Consider the following 19,078-nt stretch of genomic DNA (forward strand, 5'->3'; position numbering starts at 1 on the left):
TATGTTATTTTTAGGTTATATTAATTAGGTTGAATGACCATGCCAGTAAATACAATTATGGGGTTATTTGCAAAGTCCCCGATTAAACCTTTGCAACGCCACGTCGTCTGTGTGAACGAATGTTGTTCTCACCTAGTTAACTTCTTTGAAGTAAGTTCAAAGGGTGACTGGGAGAAAGCATCAGAAATTCGCGCTCAGATCTCTCATCTAGAGAAAGAAGCCGACGTGCTCAAGCGCGAAATTCGCCTTAAACTTCCTCGCGGTTTGTTTATGCCTGTTGACCGTAGCGATATGCTGGAGCTACTTACACAGCAAGACAAACTGGCAAACCTAGCGAAAGACATTGCTGGCCGAGTTTACGGTCGTCAATTGACTATTCCTGGGCCACTTCAAGAAAACTTCCTTGCGTATGTGAAACGTTGTCTCGATGCAGCAAATCAAGCGCAAAAAGTCATCAATGAGCTCGATGAGTTATTAGAAACTGGATTCAAAGGTCGCGAAGTAACACTTGTGGCTGAAATGATCCACCAACTAGATGTAATCGAAGATGACACCGATGCGATGCAGATCCAACTTCGTCAACAATTGATGGAGATTGAGCAGGATATGAATCCTATCGATGTGATGTTCCTTTATAAAATTTTAGAATGGGTAGGTGGCATAGCTGATCAGGCGCAACGTGTTGGTGCGCGTCTTGAGCTAATGTTGTCTCGCTCATAAATCATACGTTAACTAAATAACGAAGAGCATCTTAATAGCACTCCCCTTAGTTAGGCGATAAATACTGACGCGCCGAAGGGGCTTTTTCGTGCCTAATTTGCTCCGCTTGTTATCAACAACTAGGTATTACGATGGATATCCTTGCGAACTACGGCACTGTCCTGATTATTATTGCAGCAGCTTTCGGTTTTCTGATGGCGATTGGTATTGGCGCAAACGATGTTGCCAATGCGATGGGTACATCAGTAGGTTCAAAAGCGCTAACCGTGAAACAAGCGATCATTATCGCAATGATCTTTGAATTTGCGGGTGCATACCTTGCAGGCGGTGAAGTAACCGACACTATCCGTAAAGGCGTAATCGAAACGTCACTCTTCGCATCTCAACCAGATGTTCTTGTCTACGGCATGATGTCTGCGCTACTAGCGGCAGGTACATGGCTATTGCTAGCGTCATACATGGGCTGGCCAGTGTCTACCACTCACTCAATCATCGGTGCAATCATCGGTTTTGCGTGTGTATCTGTGGGTACGGAAGCCGTTGACTGGGGCTCAGTTCAAGGCATTGTTGGTAGCTGGATCATTACCCCAGTTATCTCTGGCTTCTTCGCGTACGTTATCTTCGTCAGCGCACAGCGCCTGATCTTTGATACTGAAAAGCCACTGTTTAACGCAAAGCGCTTTGTCCCTGTGTACATGTTCATCACGACCATGGTAATCGCACTGGTTACAATTAAGAAAGGTCTGAAGCACGTTGGTCTTCACTTAACAAACGGTGAAGCTTGGATGTGGGCTGCGGGCGTTTCTGCACTAGTGATGGCTGGCGGTTACTTCTACATTCAGAAGAAATTCGCAAGTCGCGAAGATGACCACGGTTTTGCCGGTGTTGAAGGTATCTTCAGTGTTCTAATGGTAATCACCGCGTGTGCGATGGCATTTGCTCACGGTTCAAACGACGTTGCTAATGCGATTGGTCCACTGTCTGCTGTTGTTTCAACGGTAGAGCACATGGGTGAAATCACAGGTAAAAGCACCATTGCATGGTGGATTCTTCCTCTAGGCGGTTTCGGTATCGTGGTTGGTCTTGCGACGCTTGGCCACAAAGTGATGGCAACCGTTGGTACGGGCATTACAGAATTGACACCAAGCCGCGGTTTCGCCGCTCAGCTTGCAACAGCATGTACTGTTGTTCTTGCGTCAGGTACAGGTCTACCGATCTCAACCACTCAAACTCTGGTTGGCGCGGTTCTAGGTGTTGGCTTTGCTCGCGGTATTGCAGCACTGAACCTAGGTGTCGTACGTAACATCGTTGCATCTTGGATCGTGACTCTACCTGCTGGCGCACTATTGGCGGTTGTGTTCTTCTACGCTCTCCAAGCGATGTTCGTTTAACCAACGCGTCAATGATGTGTTAACGCACTGTCATTATTGACTCAAATACACAGAAAGGGAGGCTTAGCCTCCCTTCTTTGTTGCAGTCACTAAAGAAACTACTTACTATTTCGAGTTAGCAAGAAATAGACAATAAGACTGTTAAAGGATTTATCGTGAAAAAACTGGTTCTGTTAGTTTTAGCCACTCTCGTCGCCGCGCCCGCAGCGCTCGCTCAAGACCGATACATTGCGGATAAGCTTTTTACTTACATGCACTCTGGCCCAAGCAACCAATACCGTATTATTGGTAGTATCGATGCCGGTGATAAAGTAAAACTTTTGTCTACCGACCGAGCAACAGGCTACAGCCAAATCCAAGATGACCGAGGCAGAAAAGGTTGGGTTGAAAGCAAGTTTGTCACTAGCCAAGAAAGCATGGCACTGCGTCTACCTAAACTTGAAAAAGAACTAGCAGAAACCAAAGAAAGACTTGCGAATGCTCGCTCTACGTCTGATCAAGAAAAAGCAGGACTTGTTGATTCTTTAGAAACCAGTAATCGTCGTATTGCTGAGCTGGAACAAAGCTACACCGACATGAGCCAACAACTCTCTTCAGCACAAGAAGAAGTTCGTAGCCTACGCGCTAAACTGGATACTCAGAAAGATGACTTATTACTTAAGTACTTTATGTATGGCGGTGGTGTAGCTGGTTTGGGTTTATTGTTTGGCTTAATCTTGCCTCATATTATCCCGCGTAAAAAACGCTCCCCATCCGGCTGGGCATAGTCAAAAAGAAAAGGTCGCTAACGCGACCTTTTTCGTTTCTATCTTCTGCTAGCCTTGCCAATCGTAAAGAGCGGGGACTTCGATACTTTCGCCATCAAATCGAATCAGACAACTATTCTGTTCGATTCGCTCCAATTGAATCCGATCCGTGATCCAATCCCCTTGGTTATATTCGGTTCCATTCACTTTGACCCAGCGCTTGGTTTTATTACTTGAATAAACGTGCGTTTGGAAATTCAGAGCAGGTAAACGACCTTGCCACTTACCCCCTTGTTGCGCCAAATTTGAAACTTGGCTAGACGACGGCGCTTCTAAATCAGTCTCGTCTCCCAATGCGTTTTCAATTCGCATTGCTAGCTCTGGGGATAATTCAGATAAATCGAGATTCCCCAATAAAGATTCTTCTTGTTTAAGTGTCTCAGAGATGCCCGGCGTAACTTCTGTCTTATCAAAGCTCGGAGAAGACATCTCACGTACTGGCTCGGGGACGTTGATCACTTCTGCAACCTGAACATCATACGTTGGGGTAAGGTTGGTAAACTCTGGGTAGGGCAACTCAGCATATTCAAAAGGCGTATCGACTTGAATTACCTGAGGTTGGTTGTCGTTGCCCCTTGACGAAACTTTGTCTTGATAGCTTTCATAAATGCCGTAAGCAGCCGTCAATAGAGCAGGCAAACACACCAACGCCACGATGGCCGATTTGCTAGTTTTAACCTCTTGGGGGAGATTCAAAGAGTTTGGATAGACGCCTCCCTGCTGCGTCGCTTGATGACTTTGCTCCGATAAGTCGAGCGCTTTAAGTACGTTAGACATTATGCCGACTCCTCATTATCGGTCAGAGAGGGGACGCCTTCCCGTACCATTTCTTCTAGACGCTGCAGGGTGTTTTTCCCTGCAATACCATCAACGGATAACCCCTGCCAACGTTGAAACAACTTCACTTTTTCTTGCAAGGCAGAGTCGTAGCGGTCACTTCCTGTACGTGGTTTTCCAAGCAACATCGACAAATGGCGATCTAACAGCGCCACAGGCTCTCCTTGCATACCAGGCTTCAAGGATCCCCCCCAATACTTACGCCAGATTTGTCGATACTCTCCCGACCAGATTGCCTTAAGCTGAGTGAGCGGTAACTCGATGTTGCGCTCCCCCACTAACAAACGAGCATTCGCTTGATCAAGGGAGTGAAGCACAGCGTAACTCTGGCGCCCATCTTTATTAAGAGTGAGCAATACAGGAGCATTGTGGCGACGCAGAGCCAGCACATCTCCGTTCAACCTAAGACACTGAAACGCATTTTCACTGTCCGCTAAGCACAGCTTATCCAACATCGACGCTTGGTATCCCCAAACCTGATACAGCGTCGCCATCCCTTGCTCTATGCTATCTGACCCAAACAACTGCGATACCAGCTCAGTAGGAAATACCGTTTTTGAGACGATTGTCGGCTCAACAGCGGGGTAGCGCAGTTCAACCTGTTGAGCAATCACATCGTCAGCTAACTTAGGGACATAGAAGTAACTTACACCAGCTATCAGCACCCCAAGGCTGGCTGCTGCAGCATAGTGAAGGTAGCGGGGTTTACTCTGAACCTGTTGCGCTGGGCGATGAAACGACGTTTGAAAACTCATCACCTCTTGGCACGCGAGCTGCACCGTCGAATAAGAGGGAGCAGATTCGCCGACACTGTATGCTTGCTTTAAAGCCGAGTCACAAACGAGGTTAATCAAACGAGGAATACCAAGCGTTTGATTCGCAATCAGCTTAAGCGATTTACTGGTGAAGAGTTCACGCTGACCACCAGCAAACTCTAATCGAAAACGTATATACTCAGCCGTTTCCTTTTCATTCAATGGCAGCAAGTGGTAGCGACCAGTGATTCGTTGTGCTAACTGCCTAAGCTGGGGCATTTGCAGCTTCTGTTGCAGTTCAGGCTGACCAATCAATAACACCTTAAGCAGTTTTTGACTTTCTGTCTCTAGGTTAGTGAGCAGCCTAAGTTGCTCGAGCACTTCCGCCGATAAATGCTGGGCTTCGTCAATCACCAGTAGCGTTTGTATTCCATTTGCGTAACTACCAAGTAGGAATTGATGAATCGTTTGGCTAAGCTGTTTTAGGGAGGCGTCTTGAGGGTAATCCAGAGCAAATTCATCACAAATCGCTTCAAGTAGCTCACTGTTCGAAAACGTCGGGTTAAGGATTAACCCCGCTTGAATATTGTCGTCTAGTGCACGAAGCATCGCTCTTGCGACGGTCGTTTTACCCGTACCGACCTCACCAGTCAGCATGGCAAAACCTCCGCCCTCTCCTAGCCCTGCATTCAAGCGAGTGATCGCTTCTTTATGCCGTTGGCTTTGGAAAAGAAAACGAGAATTCGGAACGATTGAAAAAGGCAGTTCCGTAAATCCAAAATGTTGCTTATACATGCTTCTCGTCTCTGGGAATTTAGTGATAAGAAAAGTACCATTGCAGGCAACAATAGCCAATGGCAATGTTAAGAAATGAGAGAGGCTTTAGTGCAAAGATACCTTGTAGGTGGGGCAGTTCGCGATCAACTGCTGAATATCGACGTTTATGATAGAGATTGGGTCGTCGTCGGCTCGACACCAGAACAGATGCTCGAACAAGGCTTTACTGCGGTTGGGAAAGAGTTCCCCGTATTTCTTCACCCAAAAACCAAAGAAGAACACGCGCTAGCACGTACTGAGCGAAAAATAGGGGCTGGTTATACGGGATTTGAATGCTACTTTGCACAGGATGTCACTCTCGAGGAAGATTTGCTTCGCCGAGACCTAACGATTAACGCGATGGCACAAGATCCAAGCGGTAAGATCATTGATCCTTACAATGGCCAACAAGATCTCCAAGATCGCCTTTTACGCCACGTTTCAGAGGCCTTTACCGAAGATCCTTTACGCGTCCTCCGTGTTGCTCGCTTTGCTGCAAAGTTGGCGCATTTAGGCTTTACTGTCGCCGACGAAACGATTGAATTAATGAGAAAGATTGCCCAATCAGGCGAGCTTGAACACCTCACTCCGGAGCGTGTTTGGCAGGAATGGCATAAATCCCTTTCAACCCAAAGTCCCCATATTTTCCTTCAAGTACTCAAAACCTGTGACGCCTTAAAAGTTGTGCTTCCTGAAATAGACGCCCTATTCGGTGTCCCTCAGCCTGAGAAATGGCACCCTGAGATCGACACAGGTATTCATACTTTGATGGTTGCCGAGCAAGCAGCCTTTTTGAGTGATTCCCTACCAGTGCGTTTTGCAGCTCAAGTCCATGACTTAGGAAAAGGAGTCACACCAGAATCCGAATGGCCAAGCCATAAAATGCACTGCCACACTGGTCTAAAGCTAATCAAGAAACTCTGTGACCGTGTACGTGTACCCAATGAGTATCGTGATTTAGCATTGATGGTCTGTGAGCAACACTCCAATATTCATCGCGCAGCCGAGCTTCGCCCTGAGACTAAGCTCAAGGTGCTCAATAAGTTCGATGTGTGGCGTAAACCGGATCGCTTACAAGACATCCTAATTTGCTGTATGGCAGACAGCCGCGGTCGAACTGGCTTCGGAAGCATCGACTATCCTCAGAAGGCGATTTTTGAGCAAGCTTACAAAGCGGCTTTGACTGTGAATGTGCAAGACATTATCAAAGATGGCTTTAAAGGCGCGGATATCCGCATTGAGATGGAAAAGCGTAGAGTTGAGGCTATTACTTAAGGAGATTCCCTACCCTCCCCAGCGTCGCTCTAAGAAATGACACAAACAAAAACGCCTCCGAAATCGGAGGCGTTTTTTAAAGCTTTAAGCTAATAATTCACTAGGAATTATTGACCTTTAACTTCTTTAAGACCGTTGAAAGGAGCTTTAGCACCTAGAGCTTCTTCGATACGGATAAGTTGGTTGTACTTAGCAACACGGTCAGAACGGCTCATAGAACCAGTCTTGATTTGACCTGCAGCTGTACCTACCGCTAGGTCAGCGATAGTTGCATCTTCAGTTTCGCCGCTGCGGTGAGAGATTACTGCTGTGTAACCTGCATCTTTAGCCATCTTGATTGCAGCTAGAGTCTCAGTTAGAGAACCGATTTGGTTGAACTTGATAAGGATAGAGTTAGCTACGCCTTTCTCGATACCTTCAGCAAGGATCTTAGTGTTAGTAACGAATAGGTCGTCACCTACTAGTTGAAGCTTGTCACCTAGTAGTTCAGTTTGGTGCTTGAAGCCAGCCCAATCAGACTCGTCTAGACCATCTTCGATAGAAACGATTGGGAATTGGTTAGCTAGCTCAGCTAGGTAGTGGTTGAACTCTTCAGAAGTGAAAGTTTTACCTTCGCCCTTCATGTTGTAGATGCCAGCTTCTTTGTCGAAGAACTCAGATGCAGCACAGTCCATAGCTAGAGTAACGTCTTTACCTAGTTCGTAACCAGCAGCAGCAACAGCTTCTGCGATAACTTCTAGAGCTTCAGCGTTAGACTTAAGGTTAGGAGCGAAACCACCTTCGTCACCAACTGCAGTGCTGTAGCCTTTAGACTTAAGAACTTTAGCTAGGTTGTGGAATACTTCAGCACCGATACGTAGACCTTCTTTAAGAGTCTTAGCACCAACTGGTTGGATCATGAACTCTTGGATATCAACGTTGTTATCTGCGTGCTCACCACCGTTGATGATGTTCATCATTGGTAGAGGCATAGAGAACTGACCAGCAGTACCGTTTAGTTCAGCGATGTGCTCGTATAGAGGCATGCCTTTAGCTGCTGCAGCAGCTTTAGCGTTCGCTAGAGATACAGCTAGGATTGCGTTAGCACCGAACTTAGATTTGTTTTCAGTACCGTCTAGCTCGATCATTACTGCGTCGATTGCAGCTTGGTCTTTAGCGTCTTTACCAACTAGAGCTTCAGCGATTTCACCGTTTACAGCTTCAACAGCTTTAAGAACACCTTTACCTAGGAAACGAGCTTTGTCGCCGTCACGTAGCTCAAGAGCTTCACGTGAACCAGTTGATGCGCCAGATGGAGCAGCAGCCATACCTACGAAACCGCCTTCTAGGTGTACTTCAGCTTCTACAGTTGGGTTACCACGTGAATCGATGATTTCACGACCTAGAACTTTAACGATCTTAGACATTGAATGTTTCCTTCTCGTTGAATATATAATGTCAAAATTAAGGGCAGCAGCACAACTAACGCTACTGCCCGTATCCTTTACTTCTCTAATTCGCCGCGTTGGTATTCACCAGCCGCTTTCACGAAACCTGCAAACAGTGGGTGACCATCGCGAGGTGTTGAAGTGAACTCTGGGTGGAACTGAGCCGCTACAAACCATGGGTGAGCTGGGTTCTCAATCACTTCTACCAGTTTCTTGTCTGCAGATAGACCCGATACTTTCAGGCCTGCTTTTTCAATCTGCGGACGAAGGTTGTTGTTCACTTCGTAACGGTGGCGGTGACGCTCATGAATTGTCGCGTTACCGTATAGTTCACGAGCTTTCGTTCCTTTCTCTAGGTGACATAGCTGTGAACCAAGACGCATAGTACCACCAAGATCTGACTTCTCGGTACGTTCTTCAACTTTACCTTCGCCATCAACCCACTCCGTGATTAGACCAACCACTGGGTACTTAGTATCTTTATTAAATTCTGTAGAGTGAGCACCTTCCATACCCGCAACGTTACGCGCGTATTCAATCAGTGCTACTTGCATACCTAGACAGATGCCAAGGTAAGGTACTTTGTTCTCACGAGCGTATTTCGCCGCCATGATCTTGCCTTCCACACCACGATCGCCGAAGCCACCTGGAACTAGGATTGCGTCAAGACCTGCAAGTGCTTCGTCGCCTTTGCTCTCTACATCTTGAGAATCAACGTACTTAATCTTAACGCTTAGACGGTTCTTAAGACCTGCGTGCTTAAGCGCTTCGTTTACTGATTTGTAAGCATCTGGAAGTTCGATGTACTTACCAACCATACCGATAGTCACTTCAGCGGTTGGGTTCGCTTCTTCGTAGATAACCTGTTCCCATTCTGACAGATCTGCTTCAGGAGCAGTAATGCCAAAGCGAGAACATACTAGATCGTCTAAACCTTGAGATTTGATGAGTTGAGGGATCTTGTAGATTGAATCTACGTCCTTCATCGAGATAACCGCTTTTTCTTGTACGTTACAGAAAAGCGCGATCTTCTTACGTTCGTTCGCAGGGATCATGCGATCTGAGCGACAAACAAGAATGTCAGGCTGGATACCGATAGAAAGCAGCTCTTTTACAGAGTGTTGCGTTGGCTTAGTTTTTACTTCGCCCGCTGCTGCTAGGTAAGGAACTAGAGTCAGGTGCATGAACATAGCGCGCTCACGGCCAAGTTCTACAGCTAGCTGACGGATAGCTTCCATAAATGGTAGAGATTCGATATCACCAACCGTACCACCAACTTCAACGATAGCTACGTCGTGGCCTTCAGAGCCAGCGATCACGCGATCTTTGATAGCGTTAGTGATGTGTGGGATAACCTGAATGGTTGCACCTAGGTAATCACCACGACGCTCTTTACGTAGAACGTCAGCGTAAACACGACCTGCAGTGAAGTTGTTGCGCTTAGTCATCTTGGTGCGAATGAATCGCTCGTAGTGACCAAGGTCAAGGTCAGTTTCAGCGCCATCTTCCGTGACGAACACCTCACCGTGTTGAGTTGGGCTCATAGTGCCTGGGTCAACGTTAATGTAAGGGTCAAGCTTCATCATAGTCACTTTAAGACCACGAGCTTCTAGAATAGCCGCAAGAGATGCTGCTGCAATACCTTTACCTAGAGAGGATACAACCCCGCCAGTAACAAAAATGTAATTTGTCGTCATGTTTAACCTGAAATTGGTTGAATGAGGGAAAATGGATTTCTTCTGGACGGGATATAAATATACCAGAAGCCCTTAACCGCCACAACGTGAAATCTATCACACTGCAATTTTTTATTTTTTGCTTCAAATCAAACTGCATGAACAGAACAAACTCACAGAAAACATAGTTGAGTCAATCTTGTCCCATTTCGGCTGAATCTACTGCCCAGACCTTTTCTCTTCTCGCTTTACCTGGTTCCAATGCTCATCCAACTCTTGCAACGAACAGTCTTGTAATGCTTTATTTTGCTCCGCGACCTTTCCCTCAACGGCTTTAAAGCGGCGCACAAATTTTAAGTTGGCTTTGCTCAAAGCGGCTTCTGGATTAACCTGTACATGACGAGCTAAATTCACCGTTGCAAAGAGTAAATCACCGATTTCTAGCTCTAGGTTGTCTTGATTTACATCGACTTGAAGCGCTTCGTCCATGACTTCATCTATCTCTTCGTGAACTTTCTCTGCAACAGGTCCTAACGAATCCCAATCAAAGCCGAATTTCGCGCATTTTTTCTGGATCTTTGTAGCACGAGAAAGAGCCGGTAGAGAATTTGGTATTGAGTCTAGGATACTTTGCTCTGTTTTGCCTACTTCTACTTTTTCTTTTGCTTTTTCGGCTTCCCAGTTGGCATTAATTTCTTCATCTGACGCAAACTCCACATCGGAAAATACATGCGGATGACGACGTGTCAGTTTCTCATTTACAGCCTCAACGACTTCTGAAAAATCAAACAACCCCTGCTCTTTGGCTAGCTGGCTATAAAAAATCACCTGAAACAGCAAATCGCCAAGCTCTTCTTTGAGATTTGGCCAATCACGATTGTGAATCGCATCGACCACTTCATAGGTCTCTTCAATGGTGTGCGGGACAATGGTGTCAAAACTCTGCTTTAAATCCCATGGACAACCACTTTCTGGGTCACGAAGCTGCGCCATGATTTGCTCTAACTGCTCAATTGGATGGCTCATATTTCTTCTTCCTTTAAACCTTCTATCTAAGAACTGTCATCAAATAAAAAGGTGAGCAGCCAAAACCACTCACCTTTAGGTTATCTATCTATTACCTGAGTTGGAAACTATCCCAACCTCTTGACCGACATGACATCTTTAATCTGTTCAACACGCTTCGATACGCGCTGGAGAATCTCAATGTTGGTGACTTCCAAATCGAAGTCCATGATGGAGAGCTGTTTACGATAATCGACGCGGCTCTTCATACTGGTGACTTTGATCTTTTCGTTGGCAAACAGTGTGGTGATGTCTTTGAGTAAACCGCCGCGCTCCATTGCTTCCACACGAACGGTGAGGATGTATGAACCAACAAAACCGCTGCCCCAAACCGTATCAATAATCCGCTCTGGTGCGTGATGACGCAGCTCTTCCAGTTGTTCACAATCCGCGCGGTGAACTGAAATGCCGCGACCTTGCGTGATGTAACCCGCGATCTCATCACCGGGAATCGGCTGACAACAACGCGCGAGATGGGTCATAAGATTATCGACACCTTCAACCACTACCGCGTCTTTCTTAGGACGGCTTTGAACAGGCGCTTTGTTCTCTGCTTCTTGCAGTTTCTCTAGCGCTTGCTGATCTTCCTCTTCGGCGGTTGGCTTGTTCACTAGAGCATTGATGTGGTTAATGATCTGGTTGATACGCAGATCACCGCTACCGACACCGACATAGAGCTCATCAGGCGTATTCATGTTGAAACGCTTGAGACCATATTGTTCAGCATCTTTGAGTGTTGCGCCAATCTTGGTCAGCTCTTGTTCTAAGATCTCACGACCTGCCTCAAGGTTTTTCTCACGGCTCTGTTTACGGAACCAAGCGTTGATCTTGGCACGTGCCCGCCCTGAGGTAACAAAGCCAGTCGATGGGTTTAACCAATCGCGCGATGGGTTTGGCTCTTTAGACGTAATGATTTCAACTTGATCGCCCATTTGCAGTTTATGAGTAAACGGAACAATGCGTCCTGCCACCTTGGCACCAATACAACGGTGACCAACCATAGAATGAATATGGTAAGCAAAATCAAGCGGCGTTGCGCCCATTGGCAGGTCAACAACATCACCGCGTGGCGTAAAGGCATATACTCGGTCGTCGAAGACTTGGCTCCGCACTTCGTCCAACATTTCACCAGAGTCTGACATCTCTTCCTGCCAATCGAGTAGTTTACGCAGCCATGTGATCTTCTCATCGTAACCACTGCGACCACCGCCCCCTTCTTTGTACTTCCAGTGTGCTGCCACGCCGAGTTCTGAATCTTCGTGCATCTCTTTGGTACGAATCTGGATCTCGATGGTTTTCCCTTCAGGTCCGAGAATAACCGTGTGAATCGACTGGTAGCCATTTGGTTTTGGGTTTGCGACATAGTCATCAAACTCACTCGGAAGGTGCTTGTATTTGGTGTGTACAGCCCCTAATGCGGCGTAACAATCTTGCAGTTTGTCAGCAATAATACGTACTGCTCGGACATCAAATAGCTCATCAAAAGCGAGCCCTTTTTTCTGCATTTTACGCCAAATGCTGTAGATGTGTTTCGGTCGACCACTGACCTCTGCATTGATCGATGATGCCTTCATTTCTGCGGTCAGATCATCGACAAAGTCTTGGATGTACTGTTCGCGGACAATTCGTCGCTCTGAGAGTTGTTTCGCTATTTGCTTGTAGGTTTCAGGGTGTTGGTAACGGAAAGCATAATCTTCCATTTCCCACTTTAACTGACCGATACCTAAGCGGTTAGCTAGTGGCGCATAAATATTGGCACACTCTTTTGCGGCAGCTTGGCGCACTTCTTCTGGCGCTTTTTTTACTTCGACAAGGTTGGCGATACGTTCTGCGAGTTTGATGATCACACAACGGAAGTCATCAACCATCGCAAGTAGCATGCGGCGAACATTATCTACCTGAGTCGAAGCCGCGCTGCCTTCCATCGTGACATTGAGCTGCCCCAACGCCGCCATTTCTTCAACCCCATCAATTAATTTGATGGTTTCTTTACCAAAATCTTCTTCCAGCTTTTCACGGTCATAGGCACCACTGGATACAAGCGGGAATAACAAGGCAGCCACGAGGGTTGCCTTATCCATAGAAAGGGTAATTAAAATTTCGATCATTTCACGGCCACGCCATAACAGCAGCGGACCTTGCTCATGATCTTGTAAAATGGTTTCGCATTGGCGGTACACCTCTTTCAGGCGCTTTGCGATGTTGGCGTCCTGATTCAGGCTCGCGATCCATTTATCTAGCTCAAACTGTTCGTCTTGGTTCAAATGTGCGCTTCTTACCGCAACCATCTCTTTCGTCCTAGTTTTTCGTTTTTCTTCGACTTATCCCAATGTCAGACTCACGACCGACGGCTTTGTTCAGTCTTTAACAAAGAGCGCCATCGATTCTAGATGGCTAGTGTGAGGAAACATATCCAGCATACCTAACTTTCTCAATTGGAAGCCTTGGTTAAGTAAGCTTTGTGAGTCTCTGGCAAGGGTAGCAGGATTACAGGAAACATAAACGACTCTTGATGCTCCAAGGTCAGAAAGTTGATCTACGATACCGCTCGCCCCTGCTCTTGCTGGGTCGAGCAGTATTTTATCAAATTTTTCCGTCGCCCAGGGCTGACCAGACATATCTTGTTCCAAATTGGCTTGAAAGAAACGAGCATTCTCTAACTGGTTAATTTCCGCATTATGGGTCGCTTTTTCCACCATCGCATCAACCCCTTCAACACCAATCACAGAGCGCACTTTTTTCGCCATTGGTAAACTGAAGTTTCCTAGCCCGCAAAACAGATCCAACACTCTATCTTCTGCCGTTAAGTCAAGCCAGTTCAACGCCTGTTCGACCATCTTTTGGTTCACATCTTGGTTAACTTGAATAAAGTTATTTGGCTCAAATGGAATGGTGACACCCGTTTCCAAATAGTGTGCTTGGTCACCCACAACACGATTCAAGACATCACTTTGCGGCATCAAATACAAACTGACTTGCTGCTCTTTTGCAAACGCCTCAAGTGCTGCTTGGTCTTGCTCATCCAGCGCCTTCATATGGCGCAGTACAACGACCCGAGTGTTGTCCCCTTTTACCAACTCGATATGCCCCAAGTTTTCTTGATGACGGAATGTTTTTAGCAGCTCGAACAAAGGCGACATTAGCGCATTTAAGCCAGCATCAAGCACGGGACAATCCACCACATTGACGATCTCTTTGCTTTGCTTCTTACGAAAACCGAACTGCAACTGACGCGATTTTTTATCCACCTTCAAGCTCACGCGCGCACGTCGGCGATAACCAAGTGATTCACCGACCAAAGGCGCTTCCAGAGCGGTCGTTTGGCCAGAAAATTTTTGCATCAACTGGGACAAGGTTTGCTGCTTGTGTTGCTGTTGTTTCTCTAAGCCAAGGTGCTGCATATTACAGCCGCCGCACACTTGGTAATGGGGGCAAAAAGGCGCAATGCGCTCTGCACTTTCGGTCTGAATCTTAATCAAGTTCGCGCGGGCAAATTTGCTCTTACTTTCGGTAATTTGCACCAAAACTTGTTCTTGCGGTAACGCCCCCTCAATAAAGACGGGCTTTTTATTTTGATAGGCGATACCAGCGCCATGGTGATCGAGTTTTTCGACCAAAACGGATTGGTGCTTCGTGTTTACTTGAGTTTTCTTCTTTGGTTGGAAAAAACGCGCCATGCTCTGTGCCTTAATTGCTCGAATTGCTGTTCAGGTTCCACCTTTTGTGCCTGAATCATTGTGTGAGCTGACCGAGTTGATTATGCTTAAGGACTCGGCAGTCTCATCTTTATATTGCGACTATTTTCCCATATCCACACCACGATGTTTAGACAATAATGACAAGATATGGCTTACGCGCCCGCGTTATTACCTTAACTTTAGCGCCAACGCTGATCATCGGATTGCTCCTCAGTGCGTTTTTCTCATTCAACCGATACCACGACCTTGAACTTCAGGTGTACAACTCGGGCTTAAATATTATTGAACCACTCGCGATTGCCAGCGAAGAAGGTCTTAAAAATAATAGTCGAGAGTCTGTCAGACGCATCATCAGTTACGCACACAGGAAGAACTCTAAATTTGTTCGTAGCATCGCGGTTTTCGACTACAACCACGAGTTGTTTGTCACCTCTAACTTTCACCCGAATTTTGAGTCTTTGACTTATCCGAAACAAGAAGCCATCCCTCTTCTGGGCAATTCTACTCTCAGTGACAATACCTTAATTATGCGCGCCCCCGTCATTGCTGAGTCCGGGCTAATTGCCACAAATCGCGGCAAAGAAAATACGCCAGCACTTGGCTATGTCGCCGTCGAATTGGACTTATCATCGCTTCGCCTTCAGCAGTACCAAGAGGTTTTTTCGGCGGTTCTTGTTCTTCTGATTGGTCTTGGACTTTCTGCGGTCTTTGCCTATCGACTCATGTATGACGTAACGCGCCCGATTTCTCATATGAAAAATATGGTCGACCGAATTCGCCGCGGCCATCTTGATGTGCGAATTGAAGGCAAAATGCACGGTGAGCTCGACTCGTTAAAAAACGGTATCAACGCCATGGCGGTATCCCTGTCGGAATATCACGTCGAGATGCAGCACAGTATCGATCAAGCGACTTCCGATTTACGCGAAACTTTAGAGCAGCTTGAGATTCAGAACGTAGAGTTGGACATAGCCAAAAAACGTGCTCAAGAAGCGGCTCGAGTAAAGTCTGAATTCTTAGCCAATATGTCTCATGAGCTGCGCACGCCGTTAAATGGCGTCATTGGCTTTACGCGTCAGATGCTAAAAACCAAGCTGACCAATAGCCAAACCGATTATTTGAATACCATTGAAAAATCAGCGACCAATCTACTCAACATCATCAACGACATTTTGGATTTCTCTAAGCTAGAAGCTGGCAAGCTCGCGCTAGAAAGCATCCCGTTTGATTTCCAAGAATCGCTTGAAGAAGTGGTCAGCTTGCAAGCCACCAGCGCCCATGAAAAAGGGCTAGAACTCACATTGAAGATCGATCCGAAGATTCCAGCGGGTCTAGTCGGAGATTCCTTACGTATTCAACAAGTACTGACTAACTTGGTTGGCAACTCCATCAAATTCACCGAGCACGGAAATATCGACATTAGCGTTGAAATGCGCTCTCAAAAAGAAGATGTGGTTGAGCTGCAGTTTATGGTTCGAGACACTGGTATCGGTATCTCTGAGCGACAGCAAGCACAACTTTTCCAAGCCTTTAGTCAAGCTGATGCGAGTATCTCTCGTCGCTATGGCGGTACAGGATTAGGTTTGGTCATCACACAAAAACTGGTCAGCCAGATGGGCGGGGAAATCAGCTTAACCAGTCGCCTTCACCAAGGCTCTACATTCTGGTTTACCTTGCGTTTGCACTCGACAGATATGCCCGTTACCGAGATGGTCGATACAGACAGCTTGAAGCAGCGCTCACTTCTCTTGGTCGAACCAAATATGCAGGCGGCGTCTGTTACGCAGCAACAGTTAGTACAAGCAGGTTTGGTTGTGACCTATCGCTCTGCACTACCGGAAGATGCTGAGCAATTCGACTATGTTCTTCTCAACTTAGCACCTAACCGTGAACACGAAACCTCCGCAGTCGAGCAGCAAGTTGAGCATGCTCTGCGTTGTGCACCGCATGTCGTTGTCGGCGTACCGAGTACTGCACTGGCTCTCTCCGATGACTTGATTCAGTCTTACCCAATTCACTGCATTACTAAGCCTCTGTCTCGTAAGCGTTTACTGCAAACACTCTCGGCGAATCAAGATAATTTGCCAGTCATCGAGCCCGCAGTCGTTGTTCAAGACGAGACCTTGCCACTGACGGTGATGGCTGTCGATGACAACCCTGCTAACTTGAAACTCATTAGCGCCTTGCTCCAAGAACGCGTTGAACGTGTGATTACCTGCACCAACGGTCTTGATGCTGTGAAGCAAGCTCAGGAACGTCACTTTGATATTATTCTGATGGATATTCAGATGCCACATATGGACGGAGTCACCGCTTGCGAAGAGATCAAGAAGACCCAACTCAACGCTAATACGCCTGTGATTGCGGTAACCGCCCATGCAATGAGTGGAGAGCGAGATCGTTTACTCAAAGCCGGCATGGATGACTATTTAACCAAGCCAATTGAAGAACACGTATTACAACAAGTGTTGATGCATTGGAGCCCGCAAACGACGGATGCACAAATTGAAAAGTTGGATCTATCCGCTCAACCCGACCCGTTTGAGCCAGCCGCGTCAACAACCGCGACGCACTCGAATATGATCATTGATTGGCAGGCAGCATTGAAACAATCCGCCAACAAAGAAGATCTTGCCAAGGATATGTTGCAGATGCTCGTGGACTCTATTCCAGAGGTTGTCGATGTCGTCGACAACGCGCTTGAAGAGGAATCCATCGACACTGAACTGTTGATTCATTATGTGCACAAACTGCATGGAAGTAGCTCTTATTGCGGTGTACCAAGACTGAAAACAGTCTGTGCAACCATTGAAAAAGCATTACGTTCAGGGACTCTAATCGAAGACCTTGAGCCGGAGTTGCTTGAACTACAAGATGAAATGGAAAAAGTGGTCGCCAGTGCGCAGCCCTATTTGAAGAAAAGCTAACGTAGCCTAAACCTGAGGCATGGCATCTATCCATGCCTCAGTGCGCAGTTTGCTCTCCGCGGTAGAAGTGATAACTGTTCTTACCCTCTTGCTTCACCTGATACATCGCTTGGTCTGCTCGGTGCAGCAGTTTCTCGATCACGATGCCTTTACTTGCTTGTACCGCAATCCCAACACTACAGCCAACATTAATCGAACTGCCAGTATAGACCGAAGGCAAATTGGCGAGATCAATAGCCTGCTGAGCAACTGTCGCGAGTAGGTTGTGATCATTGTTTTGGAGCACTAGATACATAACAAACTCATCACCACCGATACGCCCCACGATGCCCGGTACATTACTCTTGGCCTGTAGGTCAGAGAATCGACCGGCAATTTCAGTCAATATTAGGTCTCCAGCGGCGTGGCCATGAGTGTCATTGACCGCTTTAAAGCCATCCAAATCGATCAACAGCAGCGCGATGTATTGGCTGGTGCGAGACGCTTGCTCTACATACTTTTCGCATCCCAAGCGGTTCTTCAATCCTGTAAGAATATCTTGCTCCGCCATGTTGCGATAGTAATGCTCCCAGTGTTCAATTTGAGAACGTAACTCTCGTTCTCGTTCAATCGCTTGGCGCGAGTTCTCAATAAAAGTGTTCACACTATGAATCACCACGCCGAGCTCGTTGTTCTGGTTTTCAACATCGATGGGAATCTTCTTCGGGTTCTCTGGTGTTGCGGTGTACATTGCCTCCGAGAGCTCAGCAAGGGGTTTACCGACAATCTTTTTAAAAACCAGCACCAGAGCAATAACGGTGACCAAAAACTGAACAAAGACGAACATCACCTGATTAAACACTTGAGATAACGTCGTTTTTTGCAATGCGGAATGGTTGTTGTGAACATACAGCGTACCCAACGGCTCACCGTCTGTTGGCGAGTAAAGACGGTAAGTATTCGCATGTGCCCACAGATCTTTCTTATCAATAGTAAGGTGGTTGGACGCAAATGAAACACCATCGTCACTCTCTAGACGAACCGCATCGATTTCTTCATGCAGCAATAATGCAGAAATCACTTCATCGGCAATTTCGGCGTTGTTCACATACAATGCAATCGCCGCAGAGCCGGACAATGACAACACCAACTTCTGCTCTAACTCTTTATGTTCCTTATCTGCTTGCGCAAAACCTACTGGAATCATTATCAACAGAATAACGACCAAGTAAGAAAGTGCCAATATCGAAATGATTTTCAGCAGTTTATTGGAAAGAGAGTTGAGCTTAGGTTTATTCATCGATGAAAAGTGCCACCTTAACCCCTGAGTTTTCAGGCGGTTTCTCTGTCATGTAGCCAATGGCTTGTGGATTCTCTATTACTTTTTCGAGCAAGGCTTGAGTTGAATCGACTTCTTCAGGCGCCCTCATGCTTCCTGAAAATTTTAGTTTTGCCCAGTAAGCATTCACCTGACTCTCACGCATGTTCGCCACGGTGGCAAAAAAACGTCTCCGCTCTTCACCAGTTCGGTCAAGTACTTGGTCAACATATGACGACCCCAATACTTTTTTTCTGCCCAGATAGACATCAGCAATATCATCAACATCAAACGCGGCGATGCTACTCTCTTCGCTCACCACCACATAAAAGCCGGCGAAAGTGTGAGAGGATAGGAACAGAAGGAGGAAGCTTAAATATTTCATCTC

14 protein-coding genes are annotated in these 19,078 nt (G+C 46.6%); 5 read left to right on the forward strand and 9 right to left on the reverse strand.

Annotated elements, in window-relative coordinates:
- Window positions 1–39: 39 nt before the first annotated feature.
- The 3 genes from OH458_RS04150 to OH458_RS04160 all read left to right on the forward strand — a co-directional run bounded on the left by OH458_RS04150 (window position 40) and on the right by OH458_RS04160 (window position 2,878).
- The gene (locus OH458_RS04150) at window positions 40–720 is read left to right on the forward strand and encodes a TIGR00153 family protein (protein WP_038140729.1); all 681 of its coding nucleotides are present in this window, start codon (window positions 40–42) and stop codon (window positions 718–720) included.
- A 131-nt stretch (window positions 721–851) separates the two neighbouring features.
- Window positions 852–2,111 carry an inorganic phosphate transporter gene (locus tag OH458_RS04155; protein WP_269977356.1) on the forward strand — a complete coding sequence of 420 codons (1,260 nt, stop codon included), beginning with the start codon at window positions 852–854 and terminating at the stop codon, window positions 2,109–2,111.
- A gap of 155 nt (window positions 2,112–2,266) precedes the next feature.
- Window positions 2,267–2,878 carry a TIGR04211 family SH3 domain-containing protein gene (locus OH458_RS04160; RefSeq protein WP_005472810.1) on the forward strand — a complete coding sequence of 204 codons (612 nt, stop codon included), beginning with the start codon at window positions 2,267–2,269 and terminating at the stop codon, window positions 2,876–2,878.
- A gap of 48 nt (window positions 2,879–2,926) precedes the next feature.
- On the opposite strand, the gene OH458_RS04165 is transcribed toward OH458_RS04160, so the two are convergent.
- On the reverse strand, window positions 2,927–3,694 hold the full coding sequence (locus tag OH458_RS04165) for a general secretion pathway protein GspB (protein ID WP_269977357.1): 768 nt from the start codon (window positions 3,692–3,694) through the stop codon (window positions 2,927–2,929).
- Window positions 3,694–5,304 (reverse strand): ExeA family protein, encoded by a 1,611-nt coding sequence (locus OH458_RS04170; RefSeq protein ID WP_269977358.1) that lies wholly within the window; start codon window positions 5,302–5,304, stop codon window positions 3,694–3,696. Before OH458_RS04170 ends, OH458_RS04165 begins: the two co-directional genes overlap by 1 nt.
- Window positions 5,305–5,394: 90 nt before the next feature.
- On the opposite strand from OH458_RS04170, the gene OH458_RS04175 reads away from it, so the two are divergent.
- Window positions 5,395–6,600 carry a multifunctional CCA addition/repair protein gene (locus OH458_RS04175; protein WP_269977359.1) on the forward strand — a complete coding sequence of 402 codons (1,206 nt, stop codon included), beginning with the start codon at window positions 5,395–5,397 and terminating at the stop codon, window positions 6,598–6,600.
- Between the two features lie 107 nt (window positions 6,601–6,707).
- On the opposite strand, the gene eno is transcribed toward OH458_RS04175, so the two are convergent.
- From eno to rlmD, 5 genes are all read right to left on the reverse strand, one after another.
- Entirely contained in the window at window positions 6,708–8,006 is a 1,299-nt protein-coding gene (eno, locus tag OH458_RS04180; RefSeq protein WP_269977360.1) for a phosphopyruvate hydratase, read from the reverse strand.
- 77 nt (window positions 8,007–8,083) lie between these two features.
- A complete protein-coding gene (locus OH458_RS04185) occupies window positions 8,084–9,724 on the reverse strand; it encodes a CTP synthase (RefSeq protein ID WP_269977361.1) in 1,641 nt (546 codons plus the stop codon).
- Between the two features lie 198 nt (window positions 9,725–9,922).
- Complete coding sequence (gene mazG / locus OH458_RS04190; protein ID WP_269977362.1) at window positions 9,923–10,729, reverse strand: nucleoside triphosphate pyrophosphohydrolase; 807 nt, start codon at window positions 10,727–10,729, stop codon at window positions 9,923–9,925.
- Between the two features lie 107 nt (window positions 10,730–10,836).
- The gene (gene relA, locus OH458_RS04195) at window positions 10,837–13,056 is read right to left on the reverse strand and encodes a GTP diphosphokinase (RefSeq protein WP_269977363.1); all 2,220 of its coding nucleotides are present in this window, start codon (window positions 13,054–13,056) and stop codon (window positions 10,837–10,839) included.
- 69 nt (window positions 13,057–13,125) lie between these two features.
- Complete coding sequence (rlmD, locus tag OH458_RS04200) at window positions 13,126–14,445, reverse strand: 23S rRNA (uracil(1939)-C(5))-methyltransferase RlmD (RefSeq protein ID WP_269977364.1); 1,320 nt, start codon at window positions 14,443–14,445, stop codon at window positions 13,126–13,128.
- 158 nt (window positions 14,446–14,603) lie between these two features.
- Between rlmD and barA the strand changes: the two genes are divergently transcribed.
- Complete coding sequence (gene barA / locus OH458_RS04205; protein WP_269977365.1) at window positions 14,604–17,393, forward strand: two-component sensor histidine kinase BarA; 2,790 nt, start codon at window positions 14,604–14,606, stop codon at window positions 17,391–17,393.
- 37 nt (window positions 17,394–17,430) lie between these two features.
- Here the strand turns inward: barA and OH458_RS04210 are convergent, their stop codons facing one another.
- Both OH458_RS04210 and OH458_RS04215 read right to left on the reverse strand, forming a co-directional pair.
- Complete coding sequence (locus OH458_RS04210) at window positions 17,431–18,672, reverse strand: GGDEF domain-containing protein (RefSeq protein WP_269977366.1); 1,242 nt, start codon at window positions 18,670–18,672, stop codon at window positions 17,431–17,433.
- Window positions 18,665–19,075, reverse strand: coding sequence for a hypothetical protein (locus tag OH458_RS04215; RefSeq protein WP_038140755.1), 411 nt, complete (start codon window positions 19,073–19,075; stop codon window positions 18,665–18,667). Before OH458_RS04215 ends, OH458_RS04210 begins: the two co-directional genes overlap by 8 nt.
- Between the last annotated feature and the right edge of the window lie 3 nt (window positions 19,076–19,078).

The sequence above is a fragment of the Vibrio sp. MarTm2 genome, assembly GCF_027587055.1.
In the GTDB taxonomy this organism is placed as follows: domain Bacteria; phylum Pseudomonadota; class Gammaproteobacteria; order Enterobacterales; family Vibrionaceae; genus Vibrio; species Vibrio sinaloensis_D.